Origin of the sequence: Ruegeria sp. HKCCA0235A, from assembly GCF_013033235.1 — a bacterium.
Classification (GTDB): Bacteria; Pseudomonadota; Alphaproteobacteria; order Rhodobacterales; family Rhodobacteraceae; genus Ruegeria.
The window spans coordinates 253,461-273,346 of the sequence record NZ_WQDQ01000004.1; the positions used below are offsets into that span (position 1 = coordinate 253,461).

Here is a 19,886-nt window from a genome sequence, read left to right on the forward strand (position 1 = left end):
ACCAGCTGCCAACAGCGATGTCTTTTGGAGCCAAGAAAAACGCTGGCCACGGATTGGAACAGAGCACTGCCTCCTAGGGCGAAGACCTCAAATATCGCAGCCCTAGGGTCAGGATTCATAACCAGTATATGACGGTTGCTGCGAGTGCGATGGCCGATAGGAAGACCTTGGGACAACGGTCGTAGCGTGTCGCGACGCGCCTCCAGTCCTTGAGCCTGCCGAACATGATCTCAATCCGGTTGCGCCGTTTGTACCGGCGTTTGTTGTATTTGACTGGCGTCTTGCGTTGCTTTCTACTGGGGATGCAGGCGCGTATTCCTTTGTCTTTCAACGCATCTCGGAACCAGTCGGCGTCATAGCCTCGGTCTCCGAGCAGCCAATCCACGTTTGGTATGCTGCTGAGCAGAGCCCGAGCACCGATGTAATCGCTGACTTGCCCAGCGGTAACGAACAGGTTGAGCGGGCGACCTTGGCTATCACAGATAGCGTGCAGCTTTGTATTCATGCCGCCTTTGGTTCTGCCAATCAGGCGGCCACGCCCCCCTATTTTACGCCCAAGCTGGACGCCGTACGATGGGCCTTTAGATATGTGGCGTCTATCATGACCGTTTTCTTTTCACCGTGCTCAGCGGCCAGACCAGCCATCATTCGTGCGAAGATGCCTTTCTCGCTCCAACGCTTCCACCGGCTGTATAGCGTTTTGTGAGGTCCGTATTCCTTGGGCGCATCTCGCCAACGCAACCCATTGCGATTGATAAAGATAATCCCGCTCAGCACCCTTCTATCGTCGACGCGTGGCCTGCCGTGCGACTTCGGGAAGAAAGGAGAAAGCTTGGCCATCTGCTCGTCTGTCAGCCAATAAAGGTCGTTCATGTAACCGCTCCGTTTTTGGAGCCGTGAATCACGCAGCGCCGCGAAAATCAATGCATCCTGACCCTAAATCCATCATCTCAATGGATTACAGGCCGATGATGCACTAACAATCAACTTGGACCAGTCTGATGAGGATGCTCAGGATTGACTTGGAGCCGTGGGAGAGAAGCGTGAGATACGTTGTCAAAGGTGTTTTCATTTGTTGCGCTGTTGCGCTTGTTTTTGTCTTTGCGGCCTGGCTATTCCTGTCCTCCGCGTTGTTTTCTTCTGTCAGGGCCACTTTTGTTGAGAGCCTGATCAGTAAGAAACTTGGTCAGGACGTCAGAATAGAAGATGAAGTGCGTCTCGGTCTGGGGCCGCAGTTGCAGATATCAGCGGCGGGGTTGGTACTACCCGGGGCGCCGGAAGCAGATGCGAAGCTGGCGGCAATCGACAAACTTGAATTCGAGGTTTCCGCGCGTGACCTCTGGAACAATAAGCTTTCTCTAAGTGACCTTTCTATCTCGGGTTTTCACCTGAACCTGATCACTGACAAGGATGGCGTTGGAAATTGGCACTCTGTTTCTCAACCGAATGCAGCAGCTTCGCAAACCGCAAAACCTCCTATGCTACCGGTCGCCGGAATTCTGTCGGACCGCACAGTTGACCTGACCGACATCACCATTTTTTATCAGAATGAATTGAATGGGATTGAACTGAATCTGCAGCTTCCTGAACTGCTTTTGAAGCGTGACGATCAAACCAACACGGCCTCTGCGGCTGGGGAAGGTTCGCTGAACGGCGAGAGGTTTGAGCTCAGCGGAACGTTTCCAGCGGAAGACCCGTTTCGGATAACAGCGGTTTTTGAACAAGTCTCTATTCTTGCCGAAGAAGTCCCTCAGGAAGCCGGGCTTGAGGTGAGGACGACTATAGAGATTGTGGAACTTGGTCAGCTTCTCGACATCCTGAAACTTGATCGAGTATTGGAAGGCTCTGGGCGTATTGGCGCAACGTTCCATACGGCGAATGGCACTTCCCGCATCGATGATCTGGCCGTGCTGGCGGAGTTGGATGGTGGTCAAAGCCTCTCGCTGAACGGGCAAATCGGGGAATTGGGAAACCCCGAAGATGTATCGCTGACAACACGTATTCGGTTGTACCCGGAAAATGCTGAACCAGCCCCCGCCGCATCACGATATGATCTTAAACTTGTTGCGGTTGATATGGTAATGGACAGTGTTCCTGGGCAGGTTCCTCAGCGACAAATGGTTATCAAAACCAACGGGTTCACATTGGACACCTCGGGCGAAGGCCCGCCTCCAATCAAGTTTTCCGAGCTATCCAGAACACCCGAAGGCGCCTTGCGTGTTGGAAGCATCAACCTGAGAATTGGGAACCCCGCTGATCCGTTTGTCATTTTGAACGGCTCGGTCGATGATGCGCTGAGGTTGCAAGGCATATCAGCTGAAGGTCTGATGGATATTCCGGCAAGCAGTCTGATCTCTCCAGAGTTGTTGGGGCCGGACGACCAGCTTGGCAGGTTTTCCGGCAACTTTCATTTGAACGGCGGCATAAATCAGCTGACTTTAACGAATCTGGATGGCCGGACAAGCGAAACGGAAGTCTGGAATCTCGAGGTGCATGGCAAGGTCAAGAACGTGCTCAAATTCGAGGATCTGGATCTGGCAATTGATGTCGATGTTCCATCCGGGGCGGATCTGTTGGAGGCGCTGTCACTTGAACGTGTCGAAACCGGTCCTGCGCGGTTTGAAATCGGGCTTGTCAGCCAGGGCACTGATTGGAACGCAAATGCTGCTGTCGAGGTAGCCGACTCTGCCCTGCAAATCGTGGCCGATCTTGATGATGCAACAAGTGACCCTGTATTGCGGGGTACTCTTGAAAGTGAGCTGATCAAGGTAGATCAGATCCGTACCATCATTCAGGCCGTCGCACAGTTGAGGAAGTTAGGCGGTTCAGAGGCGGACGAGGAAGATGCCGATCAAGAAGACAGTGCCACCGGTCCGCTGAGAGATGTGACGCTTGAACCTATCGGCCGTTCAATTCTCTTGTCCGGTATGGATATGGATGTTGATATTGATCTTCGGCATATCGAAGGCGCCAGAGGCATAAGCAGTTTGCAGAGTGATCTGACCCTCAACGAAGAAGAGCTTAAGGCCGGGCCGTTGAAGTTTGAATACGGAGGCGCCCATTTCGACGTCAGCGGGCAAATGGATCTGTCGAATGACGCGCATCTGCTTACTTTGACCGGCAAGGCGGGCGGCTGGCAGCTGGATGACATCCTCCACAATCTGAACTTCAAAAAGGGCGCCAGCGGTACGATCTATGCTGATTTTTCGGTGACCGGCGGAACTGATTCACCAAAACACTTTGCCAACACCATGAATGGCAGCGCCACAGTTTCAATGCGGGATGGCTCTATCGAAACGCAGCTTCTGGATTTGGCGGGGCTTGGGGTTTTGCCTTGGGTATTTACAAAAGAAAAACAAAAGGTTGCGCCAATCGTATGCTTGCGCGCGCCGATCAATATTTCAAATGGAAATTTTTCGACCAAACAAACCACCCTGGAAACAGATCATGTCCAGGTTGTTGTTTTTGGCGATGTTAATGTGGCGGGAAAATCTCTGGATTTGAATCTGCAACCCCGAAAGATTGGCGAACCCCTTTCGAAAAGCCCCTGGCCAGTGACTTTGAAGGGTCCATTGTCCAAGCCGAACGTCAAGGTCAAGGATGGGCCGAAAAGGCTGAAACGATCTGATGGTGCGGATAAAATGCCGGCCAAAAGAAAACTCTGTGTTCCGGATATTTTGCAGCTCCAATAGTGGGCGAGCGGCTCGGTACCTGACCGAACCCAGAGTTCGTGAAGGATCGTAATGTGACTGCTAAAGATGTCTGTTTTGGGCAAGGAGCGTGGATTGAAGGCCAAATCACGCTAGGTGTCCAACGTCTTGTGACCACCCGGAACCCCCGTGTTTGCGGCAATGGCTGGATCATCAGTCACAGGCTTCCACAGCTTCCAAAACAGGTTCAGGAAATCCGTGCATGCCTAAAGCTAGCCAACAGTTTGCGCACTCTGACACCGTGCAACGCGGCAATTGACTGCAATACTCGGGGATAACACCAACTAATCCATGCCGCCTTGCGACATGCAAAAGGGTGCTTGTTTGCGAAAGCCCGGAGCCCAGCTAGGATGCAAGATACTGATTTTCGAGAGGTTGAAATGAAAAACCTGTTTCCGTCCCTGCCCGAAGACGCGAATCTGGGCCACGTCTATCGCGCTTTCCCGGAGAAACTTGGACCTCTGGCAGAGTACCAAAATCGTGTCATGCGGGGCGACAGTGAACTCAGCATCGCGGAACGAGAGATCATTGCAGCCTATGTCTCCGGATTGAACGCCTGCGCTTTTTGTCATGGCGCGCACACCGCGCATGCCAAGGCTTTCGGCATTGATGTCAGCACCATCGAGGATTTGATGGATGATCTTGAAAGCGCGGATATCGACGACAGTCTAAAACCCATTTTGGCTTATTCCGGGAAATTAACAACCAGCCCCTCCCGCATGACTGAAGCCGATGCAAAAGCAGTCTACGATGCCGGCTGGTCCGAGAATGCGCTGTTTGACGCTATACAAGTTTGCGGTTTGTTCAACTTGATGAATCGTATGTTAGAGGGCACCGGAATTACCGAGTATCATTCAGATACTAATTCCGTCGGCGAAGACGTGCTCGACAACCTGCGTAGCAAAAGGTGCTACCTTGATTTTGGCAAGGCAAACGGGCTTTTCGCATGACTTCTGATCTGTCGGTCTGGGCCAGGGGCCTCGAATAAGCGTATGGCGGGCGTGGCACAACAGCTTGAAACGGAAATCCAAATCAACAGGCCCGCCGGATCGGCGGGCCTTTTTGAGCTCTGCGTTGTCAGTCTTTCGTGCCGACGTTTTCTTCGAACGCAACCTTGAAGGCGGCCTGTTTCTCGGGGCTGGCCTCGGTTTGATATTTCGATTTCCATTCATCCATCGTCATGCCGTAGAAAATCTCGCGGGCTTCATCCTTGCCCAGTTCGATTCCCTTTTCGTTTGCCGCTTCCTGATACCAGCGCGACAGGCAGTTGCGACAAAACCCGGCGAGGTTCATCATGTCGATGTTCTGAACGTCCGTGCGGTCTTCCATCAGGTGCTTTTGCAACCGGCGAAATGCGGCAGCCTGAAGTTCAATTTCGGTTTGCTTGTCCATGATCTGGCTCCGGATGGCGATTGAGTTGCTTCTGACCTAACAATCCAGTGGACCCGTTACAAGAAACGGACGTGCCGAAGCGCCTTTTCACATCAGTTTCAATGCCAGCCACGGCACGATGCAGAAAACCAGCGTCAGGATTTTGTAGTTCGCAAGATACCTGAAATAGGCGCGTTTCACATCCGGGCGTTCCATCCGAAACATCCTGCCGTGAATGTCGGCAATCCAATCCTGCAAAAGCAAAACCATCAGGGTGGTAAACAGAAGCACCGCGATATTGAGCACGGCCATCCAACCAAAAAAAACGTCGTCAAAAACTCTTGTGTCATGATGACTCCCTTTCCCAGTTGATATGGGAAATGAAGGCCGTGCTCACAACAGCGTGATGCGCGGAAAAGCACGCGCAGGACTTGCGGTCAAAGGTCGCTGGCTTCCAATGCATCTTGCAGGATCACCGCCAATCGCTCGGCCCATTCCCTTTGACCTGTATGGTCTGCGATCAAGTCGTTGCGCAGCTCGATCAGTGCGTTGGGGCGTCCGAACGCGGTACAATGTTTGTCAATCGCATCCCCCGGCAGAACTCCGGTATACGGCTGGTTGACGCCAACGCACAGATCATCCTCGGCCTGAAGCCTTTCGATCAGCGGGCCAGAGAACCGCTCGTCCGAGGTGTGCAGCACGCCAATGTGCCATGGGCGCGGCTCACGACCGCGCAGCTGGCGGGTGAAGGAATGCATCGAAACGATCACAGCATGGGGCAGGGCCGCCATTTGTGCCAGTGCCTCGTGGTAGGGGCGGTAGCACATATTCAGACGACGTTCGCGCTCGTCATCATCTGCATGGCGATTTCCGGGTATGATTGACCCGTCATAGAGCTTCATCAACAGCGTGGGATCGTCTTCACCCCGGTTCGGGTCGATGACCAACCGCGAGAAGTTGGCGGCAATCACCGGTGCGTTCAGGATCTCGCCCAAGTGTTTCGACACCTCATACGCACCGACGTCATAGGCGATATGGCGTTCCATATCCTCGCGCGGCAGACCGAGGTCGCCGCCATTTACGTCTGGGGGAACAGTGTTGGTTGCATGGTCGCATGTAATCAGCCAGCGAGACGGGCGGTCCGCACCGTGGACGAAAAATGGAGTGTATGTCATGAGCCTGTCATCTTGTTTGCCGCTGGTGTAGGGCAGTTGCTTTGAAAAGGGAATTGCGCAATAAGCATCGAGATGATGTTTGCGGTAACATTTCGCGGAAGCTGATCTGCAAACTTGAGATGACGTAAGGAGGTCTATGCCAATGCGACGCCTGAGAAATGTGAAAATCGTGGCGACGCTGGGGCCAGCGTCAAATGACTATGACACGATTCGTGCCCTGCACGAGGCTGGCGCGGATGTCTTTCGTCTGAACATGAGCCATGGCAGCCATGATGAGATCCGCGAACGGCACAAGATCATTCGGCAGGTGGAAAAGGATCTGGACAGCCCGATTGCCATTCTGGCCGACCTTCAGGGCCCCAAGCTGCGCGTTGGTGTCTTTGCCAACGAGGCCGAGGAGCTGGAAGAAGGCGCGTCCTTCCGGCTCGACCTCGACCCTGCTGCGGGCGACATCAACCGGGTCTGCCTGCCGCATCCCGAGATTTTCGCGGCGCTTGAGCCGGGCGCGCGCCTGCTGGTGAATGACGGCAAGATCCGACTGATCGTTCAGGACTGCGGGCAGGATTTTGCAAATTGCACGGTCGAGGTGGGTGGCACGATCTCGAACCGCAAGGGTGTCAACGTTCCTGATGTGGTGCTGCCGCTGGCGGCTTTGTCGGCCAAGGACCGAGAGGATCTGGAGTTTGTCTGCCAACTGGGTGTGGACTGGTTGGCGCTGAGCTTCGTGCAGCGCGCCAAGGACGTTTTCGAGGCTCGCGCGCTTGCGGATGGCCGCGCAGCGATCCTGTCCAAGATTGAAAAACCTGCGGCAGTTGAGGCGTTTGACGATATTCTTGATGCGTCGGACGGGATCATGGTGGCACGCGGCGACCTGGGCGTGGAACTGCCTGTTTCTGCCGTGCCTCCGATCCAGAAACGACTGGTCCGTAAATGCCGCGGGGCAGCCAAGCCCGTCATCGTCGCCACACAGATGCTGGAAAGCATGATCGAAAGCCCGATGCCGACCCGTGCCGAAGTGTCGGACGTTGCGACGGCGATCTACGAAGGCACCGATGCCATCATGCTCAGCGCGGAATCGGCAGCCGGTGCGTATCCGATCGAAGCGGTGCAGACGATGAACAAGGTTGCCATCGAAGTTGAAGCCGACCCGACGTATACGCAGATCATCGCGGCCTCGCGTACCGCCAAGGGCACCACCGTTGCGGACGGGATTGTTGCCGCCGCGCGTGAAATAGCCGAGAAAACCGATATCAAGGCGATCTGCTGCTTTACGCAAAGTGGCACGACAGCCGCATTGACCGCGCGCGAACGTCCCGGTGTTCCGATTATCGCGATGACGTCGCTGATGGGAACGGCGCGCAGACTCTGCCTGAGCTGGGGTTGCAACTGCGTCATGACGCCCGAGCTTGAACGGTTCAAAAGCGCGGTTGTAAACGCAGCGCGCGCCGCAAGGGCAGGGGGCTTTGCAACTGAAACCGACCAGATCGTTGTCACCGCCGGGGTGCCGTTCAACGTACCGGGTACCACCAACATTCTGCGCGTGGCGCCCTGTGACGAGCGACTGATCTACAGCACGGATCCCGAATAACCAGAACGGGCATCAAAGCCCGGGCACCCTTTGGCCAACAGACTCTTTCACGGCCTCCATGACCGTGAATGAGCTGGTTTGGTGAATCCCGGGCAGCTTGTTGATTTTCTCACCCAGTATCATCCGGAAATGCGCGATATCGCGGGTGCGGACAGTCAGAAGATAATCGAACGACCCTGCCACCATCAGGCAGCTTTCGATTTCCGGCACATCGCGTACGGCCTCGTTGAATTTTTCCAGGGATTGCTCGGCCGTTGCGGTCAACGAAACCTGTACGACGGTCAGAAGAGCCAGCCCCATTCTCTCTTTGTCGACGATGGCGCTGTAGCCCTTGATATAGCCGTTCTTTTCCAGCCGTTTCACACGTTCGGAACAGGGCGTGTTTGTAAGGTTTACGCGCGCCGCAAGCTCAACTATTGAGAGCCGGCCATTGGCCTCAAGCTCGTGCAGGATGCGTTGATCGATATTGTCCAATTCTCTACTAATCAGTAAAACTTCCTGTTATTTTAGTGTAAAACGACAATTTCCACTGAATATAGACCAAAAAAATCCCCAATTCCTAGTGAAAATTCCTGATACTTACCAAAGGGCGGTCTTATTGAAAGTTCCAAGTTCCGGCTGCCCTGCCGGGGGCACGGGCCTCGGCCAAATGAAAAATAATGGAGGAACGACATGACAACAAAGATTGTCATAGGACTCGACGGGACAGAGACCGGTGAGCGCGTGATTACCTTTGCCAAAGATTTGGCAAAGTTGATCGGGTCGTGTGAACTGGTGGTCGCTTATGTGATTGAATGGTCCCCTTACACCTTTCAGACACCGGAAGAAAACGCGCAGCGTCACAAGCGACGGGAAGAAGAGGTTGATCTGGCAACGTCGCGGATCGTGACACCTGCCGTTGAGGCCCTCAGAGAGGCTGGTTTTGAAGCGCAGGGTGTTGTTCGCCACGGCGACGTGGCCGAGACCTTGAACGCCATTACAATGGAAATGGGCGGCTCGCAGATCGTTGTCGGCCGGTCTTCGGCGGACGGGATCAAGAAACGTATCTTCGGCAGCTCGACCCAGAACCTTGTGATGCATGCCGATGTTCCGGTCACGGTTGTGAACTGAAGGGAGGGACAAAATGAGAATGCTTAAACAACTCGGCGCCTCAATGGCAGCCGCTATTGTCGCCAGCCCTGCCTTTGCGCAAGAAGCTCCGGGGCTTGATGAAAAAATCAACCAGACTTTCGCTAATCTGACCGGTCCATTCGTCAGCTTCATCTTCGCGCCATTCCCCGGGACCAGTTTCCCATGGATCGTGATGTGGCTGGTGATCGCTGCGACGGTTTTCACGCTGTATTTTGCTTTTGTGCAGATGCGGTTTTTTGGCCACGCAATCAGTCTTGTCAAAGGTGACTATTCCGACCCCAATGATGCGGGCGAGGTCAGCCATTTTCAGGCTCTGGCCACAGCGCTTTCCGGTACGGTCGGTCTGGGGAATATCGCGGGTGTTGCTGTTGCCGTCGGCATCGGCGGACCGGGTGCAACCTTCTGGATGATCCTGGCGGGTCTCCTGGGGATGGCGTCGAAATTCACCGAATGTACGCTGGGCGTGAAGTACCGCAACGAGTACGAAGACGGCACCGTTTCGGGTGGCCCGATGTACTATATGTCCAAAGGGTTCAACGAACTGGGCTTGCCGGGTGGCAAGATCCTGGCGGTTTTGTTCTCTATCTTCTGTATCCTTGGCGCGCTGGGTGGGGGCAACATGTTCCAGGCCAATCAGGCGCATCAGCAGATCGCGGGAATCGTGGGTGACTATCCGGGCTGGATTACCGGGCTGGTCTTCGCAGCGGTTGTTTTCATGGTCATCGTTGGTGGCCTGAAGTCTATCGCACGGGTGACCGAGAAGGTGGTACCGTTCATGGGCATTCTCTATGTTCTGACCGCTCTGGTCATCATCTTGATGAATGCGGATATGATCGGCTGGGCCTTTGGTCAGATCTTCGCCGGCGCCTTCACCGGTCTGGGTGTTGCAGGCGGCATGGTCGGGGCGCTGATCCAGGGCTTCAAACGTGCGGCGTTTTCGAACGAAGCGGGTGTTGGCTCGGCAGCGATTGCGCACTCGGCTGTTCGGACCAAGGAACCGATCACGGAAGGCTTCGTTTCCTTGCTGGAACCGTTCATCGACACCGTGGTGATCTGCACAATGACCGCTCTGGTCATCATCATCACCCAGCAATTGATCATCGATCCGGAAACCGGAAACTACATGCTGAATGAGGCCGGCACGGCGATTGCCACTGTTGACGGCAACTCGGGTGTCAGCCTGACCTCTGCCGCCTTCGGCAGCGCGTTCAGTTTCTTCCCGTATATCCTGGCGGTTGCGGTGATCCTGTTTGCCTTCTCGACCATGATCAGCTGGTCCTACTATGGCCTCAAGGCCTGGACCTACCTGTTCGGTGAGGGCCACACCAAAGAGCTGGTGTTCAAGATCATCTTCTGCATCTTCGTCGTCATCGGTGCCGCAGCCAACCTTGGCCCGGTCATCGACTTCTCGGATGCGGCGATCTTTGCGATGGCGGTGGTCAACGTCTTTGCGCTCTACTTCCTGATGAAAGTGGTGCGTCAGGAGCTGGCCTCGTATTCCGAGCGCCTGAAAACCGGTGAAATCCGGAAATTCGAACACTAAACCCAATCACTGGGGCGGCCTTTGTCGCCCCAGTGCCCGATCAGCCGGCAAAAAGCGCAGAATCTGATCCAAACCCCCTTGCCAGTATGACCGAACTTGCGTAAACGGCGCTTCTGATCGCGTGACCGGCCGAGATGGCATGCCGAGTCGCGTCTGGAACCGAACCCGAAAAAGGAGACGGAAATGCCTAAGATGAAGACCAAGTCGAGCGCCAAAAAGCGCTTTAAGGTGACTGCGACCGGTAAGGTCCTTGCTGGCCAGGCCGGCAAACGGCACGGCATGATCAAGCGGACCAAAAAGTTCATTCGCGACGCCCGTGGCAACACCACCCTGTCCGCCCCCGACGCCAAGATCGTCAAGGGCTACATGCCCTACGACCACTAAGAGGAGATTAAGAGATGTCCCGCGTTAAAGGTGGAACCGTAACTCACGCCCGTCACAAGAAGGTCATCAAGGCCGCCAAAGGTTACTATGGCCGCCGCAAGAGCACCTTCAAGGTTGCCCGTCAGGCCGTAGACAAGGCCAACCAGTATGCAACCCGCGACCGCAAGAACCGCAAGCGCAACTTCCGCGCCCTGTGGATCCAGCGGATCAACGCTGCTGTCCGTTCGCATGACGAAGCACTGACATATTCCCGCTTCATCAACGGCCTGAACCTGGCCGGTATCGAGGTGGACCGCAAAGTTCTGGCCGACCTGGCCGTGCACGAACCGGAAGCGTTCGGCGCGATCGTCGCCAAAGCTCAGGCAGCTCTGACCGCCTGACCCTCTTTCGAGAGACAGTGAAAGAAAGGCCGTCCCATTTGGGGCGGCTTTTTTGTTTTCCATAGATTGGACGTCGGTGTTAAGCACACTCTGGACATCGTCCAGCAGTCGTGCGCACCTTAAACTATGTCGCTGATACAAGACTTTGAGCAAGTTTTGGAAACTGCCTTGCCACGCGATCCCAGCTTTCGGCGGATCGAAAAGACGGCGATAGACAGTTGCATTAGTGATGCCCGAAGATACGCTTCAGAAGGTCTAAAAGAGGCCTTTCTGTTTTCAACAATGCGCCTACTGGCGCTTCCCGACAACGGGCACACGCGGCTGATTCCGAATGATGCCATCTCGGTGCTCCCGCTGAGATTCGTGAGCATCGGAACTGCCATCCAGTTAGTTGGTACGGCACCAGAAACAACTGCGCCCAGAGGAAAGCTGGTTGCAGTCAACGGCACACCGTTAAGCCAAATCGAAGCCGCCTCAGAAACATTTCTGGCAGGAACGCGCCAAAGGAAACGGGTAATCGGATCGATTATACTCGTGTGGCCCTATGCTTTGGCTCGTCTCGGTTTTTCCTCAAAAGACGAAACGACCGAGTATCGCGTGCAAGACGAGAACGGTCAGATATCCGAATTCGAAGTGGAAAACGGTCATACGGTTCCTGCATCAACGCTCTACCCGAGAAACGAGCATGGCCGGAGCGATCCGGCTTGGACACCCGAGAGACTTGTGGAGACTAAGGGCTGGCGGGGACTTGGGCTTGCGATACTGTTGCCCAGTTTTCTCGATTCAGGAGAAGGTGCGCTGCCGAAAGCCATCTCAGGTGCAGCAGAACAAGTAAGCGTTTGCTCGGAAAAAACGCTCTTGATTGACATTCGTGGAAACACCGGTGGCGACTTTCTCAAAACGATGCCCTTGATCGACGCCATCTCTGAAAACGCAAGCAGGCAGGTTGTTGTGCTTGTCGATAAATTCACGTTTTCGGCTGCGATAGTTTTTGTCGCCATCCTCAAACATCGATTGGGACCTAGGCTCAAGCTCATAGGGGAAGAAATGGGTGACGGGTTGACGTTTTTTGCCGAGGGAGGTTCGCTCGATTTGCCCACCAGCGGGGCGGTCGTTCGATACTCATCGGCTTTTCACGATTGGGAGAACGGAACCAGCGATGAAACCACACCAGCCGAGATCGCGCGGCAACTAGTTCCGGCTGGAACACTGGATTTGGATTGGGAATTGATCACCGAACCTACCGCTGAAGATGCACACGGCGCGTTCTATCAACGAATTCTCAGAAGTCTGAGAAATTAGACGAATGGCAGGAGAGCCCGCGTAGATGCCACGCGAACGCAAAAAAACCGGCGCATTCAGCGCCGGTTTTCGTAAATTCATTGAGGGAATTCACCCGAACACACGCCCCAGCGCGCCATCGACCGCGTCGGTGATCTGGTCGATGTCATCAGCCGTGGCGATCAGGGCGGGCGAGAAGCACAGCGTGTTGTTGCGGCTTGGGATCGAGCGGTTTGTGACACCGATGATCACGCCCTGGTTCATACAGTCGGCCACAACCGCCTGTGCCAGTTTCTCGTCCACAGGCTCTTTGCTGGTACGGTCTGCGACCAGCTCGGCACCCAGGAACAGGCCCTTGCCGCGCACGTCGCCAATGACCTTGTGTTTTTCCATCAGCGCCTGAAGGTTGCCCATCATGCGGTCACCCATGGCCGCGCAATTGCCCAGCAGGTTTTCATCCTCGATGATGCGCATATTTTCGATCGCAGCCGCCGGACCGGCAGTGCAGCCACCAAAGGTCGAGATGTCGCGGAAATAGCTCATCGGGTCCGAAGCATCATCCTTGAACATGTCAAAGACTTCCTCGGTGGTGACCATGCAGGCAATCGCGGCATAGCCCGAGGCGACGCCCTTGGCCATGGTCACGAAATCCGGCTTGATGCCGTATTGCTGATAACCGAACCATGTGCCGGTGCGGCCCACGCCGCAGACAACTTCGTCGATATGCAGCAGCACGTCGTATTTCTTGCAGATCTCCTGCACGCGCTGCCAGTATCCTTCGGGCGCTTCGATCACGCCGCCACCTGCGGTCACCGGCTCGAGGCACAGTGCGCCGACGGTGTCGGGGCCTTCGCGCAGGATGACTTGTTCGATCTGATCTGCGGCCCATTCGCCAAAGTTCTCTTCGGGGGCGCCGTCCAGTTCGTGCTTGCGATATTCCATGCAGTGGGGCACGCGCACGAAATCAGGCGCAAAGGGGCCGTATTGTGCGGTGCGCTCGTCCTGACCGCCTGCCGACATGGTCGCCAGAGTCGAGCCGTGATAATCGCGGTCACGATACAGGATCTTGGTCTTCTTGCCGCCGTACTTCTTGTGCGCGATCTGGCGCACCATCTTGAACGCCTTCTCGTTCGCTTCAGAGCCCGAGTTGGTGTAATACACGCGGCTCATGCCAGGCATCTTGTCGATCAGTTGCTCGGCAAAGATCGCGCCGGGGATAGAGCCGGCCGAATTGGCGAAATAGCACAGCTTCATCAGCTGGTCGTAAACGGCCTTGCAGATCGATTCGCGGCCATAGCCGACGTTGACAGTCCAGACGCCGCCGGAAACCGCATCCAGATGCTCTTTGCCTTTCTGGTCCCAGACGCGCATGCCCTTGCCTTCGACAATGATGCGGGGGTCATTGGTTTCAAAGGGTTTGTGCTGGATCAGATGATGCCAGATATGGGCGCGGTCGGCTTCGACCACGCGGGAAAGATCGTTTTCGTTGAACGTGCCGTCCATGACAAGTCCTTTCAGTGAGGTGCGGTGCACGGGGTGCGGAAATGGCGTGCCCCGGCATATGTTTAAGATGCTTCAGATCACCGCGAATGGCCGGATCTAAGTAGGGCCAGATCGCACCATCCCGTATTGCCAGTCAATAAGGGTATCGTAATACTACGGATTTGTCAGAGCACCAAGTTTGTGCTCAAGTCGCGCAAACCGAGTGCAGGGAGGATCAGCAGTTGGTAGCGACGAATATCTATGAGCGTCATTTGGACAAATGCCGGGCGAATTACACACCCTTGTCGCCCCTCTCTTTCATTGAGCGCACGGCGCAGGTTTATCCCGATTACCCGTCGGTCGTCTATGGTGAGCGGCGGTATACTTGGGCTGAAACCTATGCCAGGTGCCGCCGGCTGGCGGGGGCCCTGAATGCGCGGGGTATCGGAAAGGGTGATACCGTTTCAATTATCGCCGCAAACATCCCCGAGATGTACGAAGCGCATTTTGGTGTGCCCATGGCGGGTGCCGTTTTGAACGCCATCAACACGCGTCTGGATGCTCCGATAGTCGCTTTCATCCTGAACCACGCCGAAGCCAAGGCCTTGTTGGTTGACCCCGAGTTTTCCGGCGTCGTGAAAGAGGCGCTGGAGCAGGTTGATCATGATATTCTGGTAATCGACATCGAGGATCCCAGCTTTGAAGGCGGTGAAAGGCTTGGCAGCCTGACCTATGACGCCCTGATATCAGAGGGAGACCCCGAATTTGACTGGTCACTGCCCGAGGATGAATGGGACGCGATCACGCTGAACTATACGTCCGGCACAACGGGCAATCCCAAGGGCGTGGTTTATCACCACCGCGGCGCCACGCTGAATGCACAATCGGATTTGCTGGACTGGGATATGCCCAAGCATTCGATCTATCTGTGGACCTTGCCGATGTTTCACTGCAACGGATGGTGCTTCCCCTGGGCCATGGCCGCCAATGCGGGCGTGTCCGTCTGTCTGCGCGCCGTGCGTGCCGAGCCGATCTATGTGGCATTCCGTGATGAGAAGGTCACCCATTTCTGCGGTGCTCCCATCGTTTTGAACATGCTGGCCCACGCGCCGGATGAACTGAAAGACTTTGACCATCAGATCAAGGTTATGACCGCGGGCGCTCCGCCGCCGGCCGCCGTGATCGAAGCGATGGAAGCTATGGGGGTCGAGGTCACGCACGTTTATGGCCTGACCGAGACCTATGGGCCCTCGGTCGTTTGTGCGTGGAAGGATGAATGGAACGACAAGGGACCCGAAGACCGTGCTGCCCTGAAAGTAAGGCAGGGCGTGCGGTATACGGCGTTGTCTGGCCTGATGGTGGCCGATCCCGAAACGATGGAGCCCGTGCCCGCGGATGGCGAAACCATGGGCGAGATCTTTATGCAGGGCAACGTGGTGATGAAAGGGTATCTCAAGAACCCTGATGCCACCGATGGGGCCTTCAAGGGCGGCTGGTTCGCATCCGGCGATTTGGGCGTCATGCATCCGGATGGCTATATCGCGCTCAAAGACCGGTCCAAGGACATCATCATTTCAGGCGGCGAGAATATCTCCTCCGTCGAGGTCGAGGGCATTCTCTACAAACACCCGGCAGTCATGGAAGCCGCGGTTGTGGCCCGGCCAGACGAGAAATGGGGCGAAACCCCCTGTGCCTTTGTCGAGCTGAAGCCCGGTACAACCGCGACCGAGGCAGAGCTGATTGCCTTTTGCCGGGACAACATGGCCCATTTCAAAGCGCCCAAGACCGTGGTGTTTGGCACCCTGCCGAAGACTTCAACCGGCAAAGTGCAGAAATTCGTTCTGCGGGATCAGGCGCGGGCGCTGGGCTGAAGCGTGTCAAAGATCGACAGGTCCAGATCCAGCATTTCACCCATCCAGATCGCGCGATCGCGGTGATCGGCCAGATGGTCTCCGGTTTCCGGGTGGGTGAAAACCGTAAGGCCCCGGCGGTTCAGCATCAACCACGGAGTGACCTGATCGAAGGCATCAGCCGCAAAACTCAATTGGCAGCTCCAGCGCGGGTGGGGGCCGACATTGCGGCTATGCATGCGTCCCATCCGGACGGGGAACAGACGGGCGGCCTCTTCGCAGACCTGTTGCGCCGTGTGCTGCGTGTCGGCGTCGTAATAGACATGGGCGTGGTATCCGGTGATCTCGGGCATCAGAACCTCTTTTGCTTTGATGAAACAAAGCTAAGTCCGATTGCGACGGACGCCTAGGCACACCGGCACACAGGACCTGTGCAAGCTTATTGGGGTGCGTGCCTGTCAGGATGCGCCGCGACAAATGCGGGGTGATCGGCGCAGGCCTTTTCGACACCCAGCAGACGCGGCATGTCCGACAGGTCGACCTTCCACCGGCGTGCATTGTAGATCTGCGGGATCAGGCAGATGTCGGCGAGGCCGGGCTGTGAACCGACACAATAGGGGGTTTGTTCAAACTCACCCAACATGGTCTCGAAGGCCTGCAACCCCGGCCGTATGAAGTGCCGCATCCACTCTCCGGGCATGTCGGTCGGGTCTTTGCTGAGGGTGGTCGCATGGCGAGCAACTGAAAGGTTGCAAACAGGGTGAATGTCCACCGCAATCGCATAGGCCAGCGCCTGCACGCGCGCGCGCCCTGCTGCATCGTCGGGCAGAAGGTTCAATTCACGTGTCTTGTCCAGATAGTCGAGAATGGCCAGAGACTGTGTCAGCCGCTGCCCGTCAATATCCAGCACCGGAACCAACCCTTGTGGATTTCGCGCGATATGTGCATCGCCCTTGTGTTCGCCGCCCACCAGGTCGACGACAACCGCGCGATAGTCGATCCCGGCCAGATTCAGAGCGATCCGCACCCGATAGCTGGCCGAGGACCGCCAATAGTCATAAAGGACGGTTTTGCTCACATTCGAATCCGTCACTTGTCGACCAGGGTGGCGGCGCGAATAGCGTCAGACAACACCGCCTTGTCGCCGATGTGATTGGCCAGCACCAGAACCAGTCGGGCGTTCAGCGCGTCACTGCCGGCTTTTTCAAGCCCTTCATGCGCGGCCAGCAGCTCGGCATAGAAGTCGTCAGCATCGTCGATATTCGGGGATAGGATCAGGTCAGACATCGCGCTCACTCCTTGCCACAGGCTCTGCGGATTGCATGGCGGAAACTGTTTTCTTCATAACTGTCCCGGCGCGCCGCCACGTGCTGATCAGGACGGATCAGGTAAACCGCGCTGGTTGCGTCGCCCAGATAGCGACGTTTCAGCGCCAGGGTCTGGTCATCCTTGACCGACAGCGCCAACCGCGTGACCTCGACCCCGTCTTCTTCCAGCACTTCTGGGGCATCCGTATCAATCGTCAAAAGGGTGAATTTGCCTGCCAGTTTGGGCAACAGGAACGCATCACCCAGCGGCGCATCCGGGCAGGCCGAGCCGGGGCGCGTTTCGGCTGGGCCATCCAGCGCGTCGGCAGAATTCAGGGTCGAGCCGTCATAGGTGCAAGGTTGACTCAGGCGTCCTGAATTCACCAACGGACGGGCAAATTCGTACTTCTCGCTGAGGTCCAGAACCGCATCCCGCAGAACCCGCGACATTTCGGATTTCGGCGTGATGAAATCGGTGGAGCGGCTGGATTTCTGGATGTTCTCATCAGCCCCGTGCACGCGTTCCGCGTTGTAGCTGTCCAGCAGGCTTTCTGGGGCTTTCCCATCCAGCACCAGTTTCAGTTTCCAGCACAGGTTGTCAGTGTCTTGCAGGCCGGAATTGGCACCGCGCGCGCCAAAGGGGCTGACTTGGTGCGCGCTGTCGCCGGCGAATAGGACACGCCCTTTGCGGAAGCTCTCCATGCGGCGGCACTGGAACGTATAGATTGAGACCCACTCCAGCTGAAACTCGACGTCATCGCCCAGCATCGCCTTGAGGCGCGGGATCACATTCTCGGGGCGCTTTTCGCGTTCCTTGTCGATGTCCCAACCCAGTTGCAGGTCAATACGCCAGACATTGTCGGGTTGTTTGTGCAAAAGCGCGGATTGCCCGCGATTGAACGGCGGGTCAAACCAGAACCAGCGTTCCGAGGGGAAATCGGCATCCATGATCACGTCCGCGATCAGGAAATTGTCTTCGAAAACACGCCCTTCGAAATCGATGCCCAGCATGCGCCGGGTGGGCGACGCGGCACCATCGCAGGCGATCAGCCATTCGGCCTCGAGTGTATAGGGGCCTTCGGGGGTTTCGACCTCCAGCCGAACATGATCTTCGTGCGTACCGATTGCGTCAACCTTGTTGCGCCCGCGAATTTCAATCGGTGCGCCTTTTGCCTGCAACTCGCGCACGCGTTCCACAAAGAAGTTTTCAAAATGGTATTGCTGCAAGTTGATGAAGGCCGGGTTGGCATAACCTTCGTCCGGCTGAAGGTTGAAATCATAGACCTGACGGTCGTCGAAAAAGACCTTGCCCCGGTCCCACAGCACGCCTTTGTCGACCAATCGCTGGCCGCAACCCAGCCGGTCTGCGATTTCCAGCGTACGCTGAGAAAAACAGATGGCGCGGCTGCCGAAGCTGACTTTGTCATTCTCGTCCAGAACCACAACTTCGACCCCTTGCTGGGCCAGATCGATGGCGGCGGCCAGACCAACCGGCCCCGCACCGATCACGATGACCTTGTGCCTGACGGGCGTCGGGCTGTCCTGATCCGGGCTGCGTTTATATCCGTAAAGCGGCGTTTCAAAGATCTTGTTCATGGGCTCCCCCCCGAAACAGATGCACCGATGTGCTGCATGTCCTGTCCCCCGGCGACGGGCGCCGGAGGTCTTAGTTTATGGTTTCATCGAATCCCGCCGCAAAAAACGATCTGGATCAAACTCGACCGTTTTTCGTCAGCCTTGCAGGGCTTCCCACATCTCGAGGTCGCGCTGGGCGGTCCAGATGCGGGGCGTGTCAATGCCGCGCGCCTCGTCATAGGCGCGGGCCACGTTGAACGGCAGGCAGTGCTCGTAGATTGCGTAGTCGGCGAACTTCGGATCACATTCAGCGCGGACTGCGTCCCAGGCCTCTTTCAGGGACCCGCCGCGCGCCGCGACCTTCGCCGCCGGCCGGTATGTGCTTTCGACAAAATCGCGGGTGTTCTCGATGGCCGCATTCACCATGTCCTTGCCAACCAGCGCATCGCCGCGCCCCGGTGCGATGGCGTCGACATCGAACCACTTGATCTCGTCCAACGTGTCACCCCAATCGCTGAAATGACCGTCACCGCAATAGCAGGCCGAGTGATATTCGACGATATCGCCGGTGAACATCACGTTCTGATCCGGCACATGGATGACGATATCGCCTGCCGTATGCGCGCGGCCCAGATGCATCAGGTCGATCCGGCGGTTGCCCAGATACACCGTCATCGTATCGCTGAAGGTGGTGGTGGGCCATGTCAGGCCGGGGATGCTTTCATGCCCTTCAAAGAGGCGCGGGAAGCGCTGGAATTCGCTGTCCCAGTCTTCCTGACCCCGCTCGACAACCATGGCGCGGGCCATGTCCGACATCAGGATCTGCTGCGCGCCGAACGCGCTTGCGCCCAGAACACGCACTGCGTGGTAGTGGGTCAGGGCCACATGCGTGATCGGTTTGTCGGTGACGGAACGCACGCATTCGATAACCTTATTTGCCAGACGCGGAGTCGCCTGCGCCTCGACGATCATCACGCTGTCGTCACCGATGATCACACCCGAATTCGGATCGCCTTCAGCAGTAAAGGCATAAAGCCCTTCTCCGACTTCAGTAAAGCTGATCTTTTTTTCCGACATGTCCCCCTGGGACGCGAATGCCTTGGCCATGG

20 protein-coding genes are annotated in these 19,886 nt (G+C 56.3%); 9 read left to right on the forward strand and 11 right to left on the reverse strand.

Annotated features, from left to right (window positions below; all coding sequences use genetic code 11):
* Positions 1-115: 115 nt before the first annotated feature.
* Positions 116-873 (reverse strand): IS5 family transposase gene (locus GOW56_RS09325; protein ID WP_171205694.1). Its coding sequence is split into 2 segments (ribosomal slippage): positions 116-546 and positions 546-873, totalling 759 coding nucleotides; the frame shifts between segments, so codons are not numbered across the junction.
* A 170-nt stretch (positions 874-1,043) separates the two neighbouring features.
* Here GOW56_RS09325 and GOW56_RS09330 point away from each other — a divergent pair.
* Positions 1,044-3,692, forward strand: coding sequence for an AsmA family protein (locus GOW56_RS09330; RefSeq protein WP_171205695.1), 2,649 nt, complete (start codon positions 1,044-1,046; stop codon positions 3,690-3,692).
* Positions 3,693-4,060: 368 nt separating this feature from the next.
* The gene (locus tag GOW56_RS09335; RefSeq protein ID WP_254447187.1) at positions 4,061-4,660 is read left to right on the forward strand and encodes a carboxymuconolactone decarboxylase family protein; all 600 of its coding nucleotides are present in this window, start codon (positions 4,061-4,063) and stop codon (positions 4,658-4,660) included.
* A gap of 127 nt (positions 4,661-4,787) precedes the next feature.
* Here the strand turns inward: GOW56_RS09335 and GOW56_RS09340 are convergent, their stop codons facing one another.
* The 3 genes from GOW56_RS09340 to GOW56_RS09350 form a co-directional block, all read right to left on the reverse strand.
* Positions 4,788-5,102 carry a DUF1244 domain-containing protein gene (locus GOW56_RS09340; protein ID WP_152456994.1) on the reverse strand — a complete coding sequence of 105 codons (315 nt, stop codon included), beginning with the start codon at positions 5,100-5,102 and terminating at the stop codon, positions 4,788-4,790.
* An 87-nt stretch (positions 5,103-5,189) separates the two neighbouring features.
* A complete protein-coding gene (locus tag GOW56_RS09345) occupies positions 5,190-5,387 on the reverse strand; it encodes a DUF6868 family protein (protein ID WP_371807892.1) in 198 nt (65 codons plus the stop codon).
* Positions 5,388-5,518: 131 nt separating this feature from the next.
* Positions 5,519-6,256, reverse strand: coding sequence for an N-formylglutamate amidohydrolase (locus GOW56_RS09350; protein WP_171120379.1), 738 nt, complete (start codon positions 6,254-6,256; stop codon positions 5,519-5,521).
* 142 nt (positions 6,257-6,398) lie between these two features.
* Here GOW56_RS09350 and pyk point away from each other — a divergent pair, with 142 nt between their 5' ends.
* Entirely contained in the window at positions 6,399-7,844 is a 1,446-nt protein-coding gene (gene pyk, locus GOW56_RS09355) for a pyruvate kinase (RefSeq protein ID WP_152456997.1), read from the forward strand.
* Between the two features lie 12 nt (positions 7,845-7,856).
* Here the strand turns inward: pyk and GOW56_RS09360 are convergent, their stop codons facing one another.
* Positions 7,857-8,318, reverse strand: coding sequence for an Lrp/AsnC ligand binding domain-containing protein (locus tag GOW56_RS09360; protein WP_174831778.1), 462 nt, complete (start codon positions 8,316-8,318; stop codon positions 7,857-7,859).
* A 198-nt stretch (positions 8,319-8,516) separates the two neighbouring features.
* Here GOW56_RS09360 and GOW56_RS09365 point away from each other — a divergent pair, with 198 nt between their 5' ends.
* From GOW56_RS09365 to GOW56_RS09385, 5 genes are all read left to right on the forward strand, one after another.
* Complete coding sequence (locus tag GOW56_RS09365) at positions 8,517-8,954, forward strand: universal stress protein (protein WP_152456999.1); 438 nt, start codon at positions 8,517-8,519, stop codon at positions 8,952-8,954.
* Positions 8,955-8,967: 13 nt separating this feature from the next.
* Entirely contained in the window at positions 8,968-10,518 is a 1,551-nt protein-coding gene (locus GOW56_RS09370) for a sodium:alanine symporter family protein (protein WP_171169277.1), read from the forward strand.
* A 183-nt stretch (positions 10,519-10,701) separates the two neighbouring features.
* A complete protein-coding gene (rpmI, locus tag GOW56_RS09375) occupies positions 10,702-10,902 on the forward strand; it encodes a 50S ribosomal protein L35 (protein WP_171205697.1) in 201 nt (66 codons plus the stop codon).
* 14 nt (positions 10,903-10,916) lie between these two features.
* Positions 10,917-11,282: a 50S ribosomal protein L20 gene (rplT, locus tag GOW56_RS09380; RefSeq protein WP_152457001.1), complete on the forward strand. Its 366-nt coding sequence runs from the start codon at positions 10,917-10,919 to the stop codon at positions 11,280-11,282.
* A 126-nt stretch (positions 11,283-11,408) separates the two neighbouring features.
* Entirely contained in the window at positions 11,409-12,584 is a 1,176-nt protein-coding gene (locus tag GOW56_RS09385; RefSeq protein WP_171205698.1) for a peptidase S41, read from the forward strand.
* Between the two features lie 90 nt (positions 12,585-12,674).
* Here the strand turns inward: GOW56_RS09385 and GOW56_RS09390 are convergent, their stop codons facing one another.
* Positions 12,675-14,066 (reverse strand): aspartate aminotransferase family protein, encoded by a 1,392-nt coding sequence (locus GOW56_RS09390; protein WP_171120373.1) that lies wholly within the window; start codon positions 14,064-14,066, stop codon positions 12,675-12,677.
* A gap of 221 nt (positions 14,067-14,287) precedes the next feature.
* On the opposite strand from GOW56_RS09390, the gene GOW56_RS09395 reads away from it, so the two are divergent.
* Complete coding sequence (locus GOW56_RS09395; RefSeq protein WP_171205699.1) at positions 14,288-15,916, forward strand: acyl-CoA synthetase; 1,629 nt, start codon at positions 14,288-14,290, stop codon at positions 15,914-15,916.
* On the opposite strand, the gene GOW56_RS09400 is transcribed toward GOW56_RS09395, so the two are convergent.
* The 5 genes from GOW56_RS09400 to GOW56_RS09420 all read right to left on the reverse strand — a co-directional run bounded on the left by GOW56_RS09400 (position 15,895) and on the right by GOW56_RS09420 (position 19,884).
* Positions 15,895-16,248 (reverse strand): DOPA 4,5-dioxygenase family protein, encoded by a 354-nt coding sequence (locus GOW56_RS09400; RefSeq protein ID WP_171205700.1) that lies wholly within the window; start codon positions 16,246-16,248, stop codon positions 15,895-15,897. The genes GOW56_RS09395 and GOW56_RS09400 overlap by 22 nt on opposite strands.
* An 86-nt stretch (positions 16,249-16,334) precedes the next feature.
* Positions 16,335-16,973, reverse strand: coding sequence for a maleylacetoacetate isomerase (gene maiA / locus GOW56_RS09405; protein WP_171120367.1), 639 nt, complete (start codon positions 16,971-16,973; stop codon positions 16,335-16,337).
* Positions 16,974-16,984: 11 nt separating this feature from the next.
* Complete coding sequence (locus GOW56_RS09410; RefSeq protein WP_171169266.1) at positions 16,985-17,182, reverse strand: DUF2783 domain-containing protein; 198 nt, start codon at positions 17,180-17,182, stop codon at positions 16,985-16,987.
* 5 nt (positions 17,183-17,187) lie between these two features.
* On the reverse strand, positions 17,188-18,798 hold the full coding sequence (locus GOW56_RS09415) for an FAD-dependent oxidoreductase (protein WP_171205701.1): 1,611 nt from the start codon (positions 18,796-18,798) through the stop codon (positions 17,188-17,190).
* A gap of 135 nt (positions 18,799-18,933) precedes the next feature.
* Positions 18,934-19,884: an MBL fold metallo-hydrolase gene (locus tag GOW56_RS09420; RefSeq protein ID WP_039541551.1), complete on the reverse strand. Its 951-nt coding sequence runs from the start codon at positions 19,882-19,884 to the stop codon at positions 18,934-18,936.
* Between the last annotated feature and the right edge of the window lie 2 nt (positions 19,885-19,886).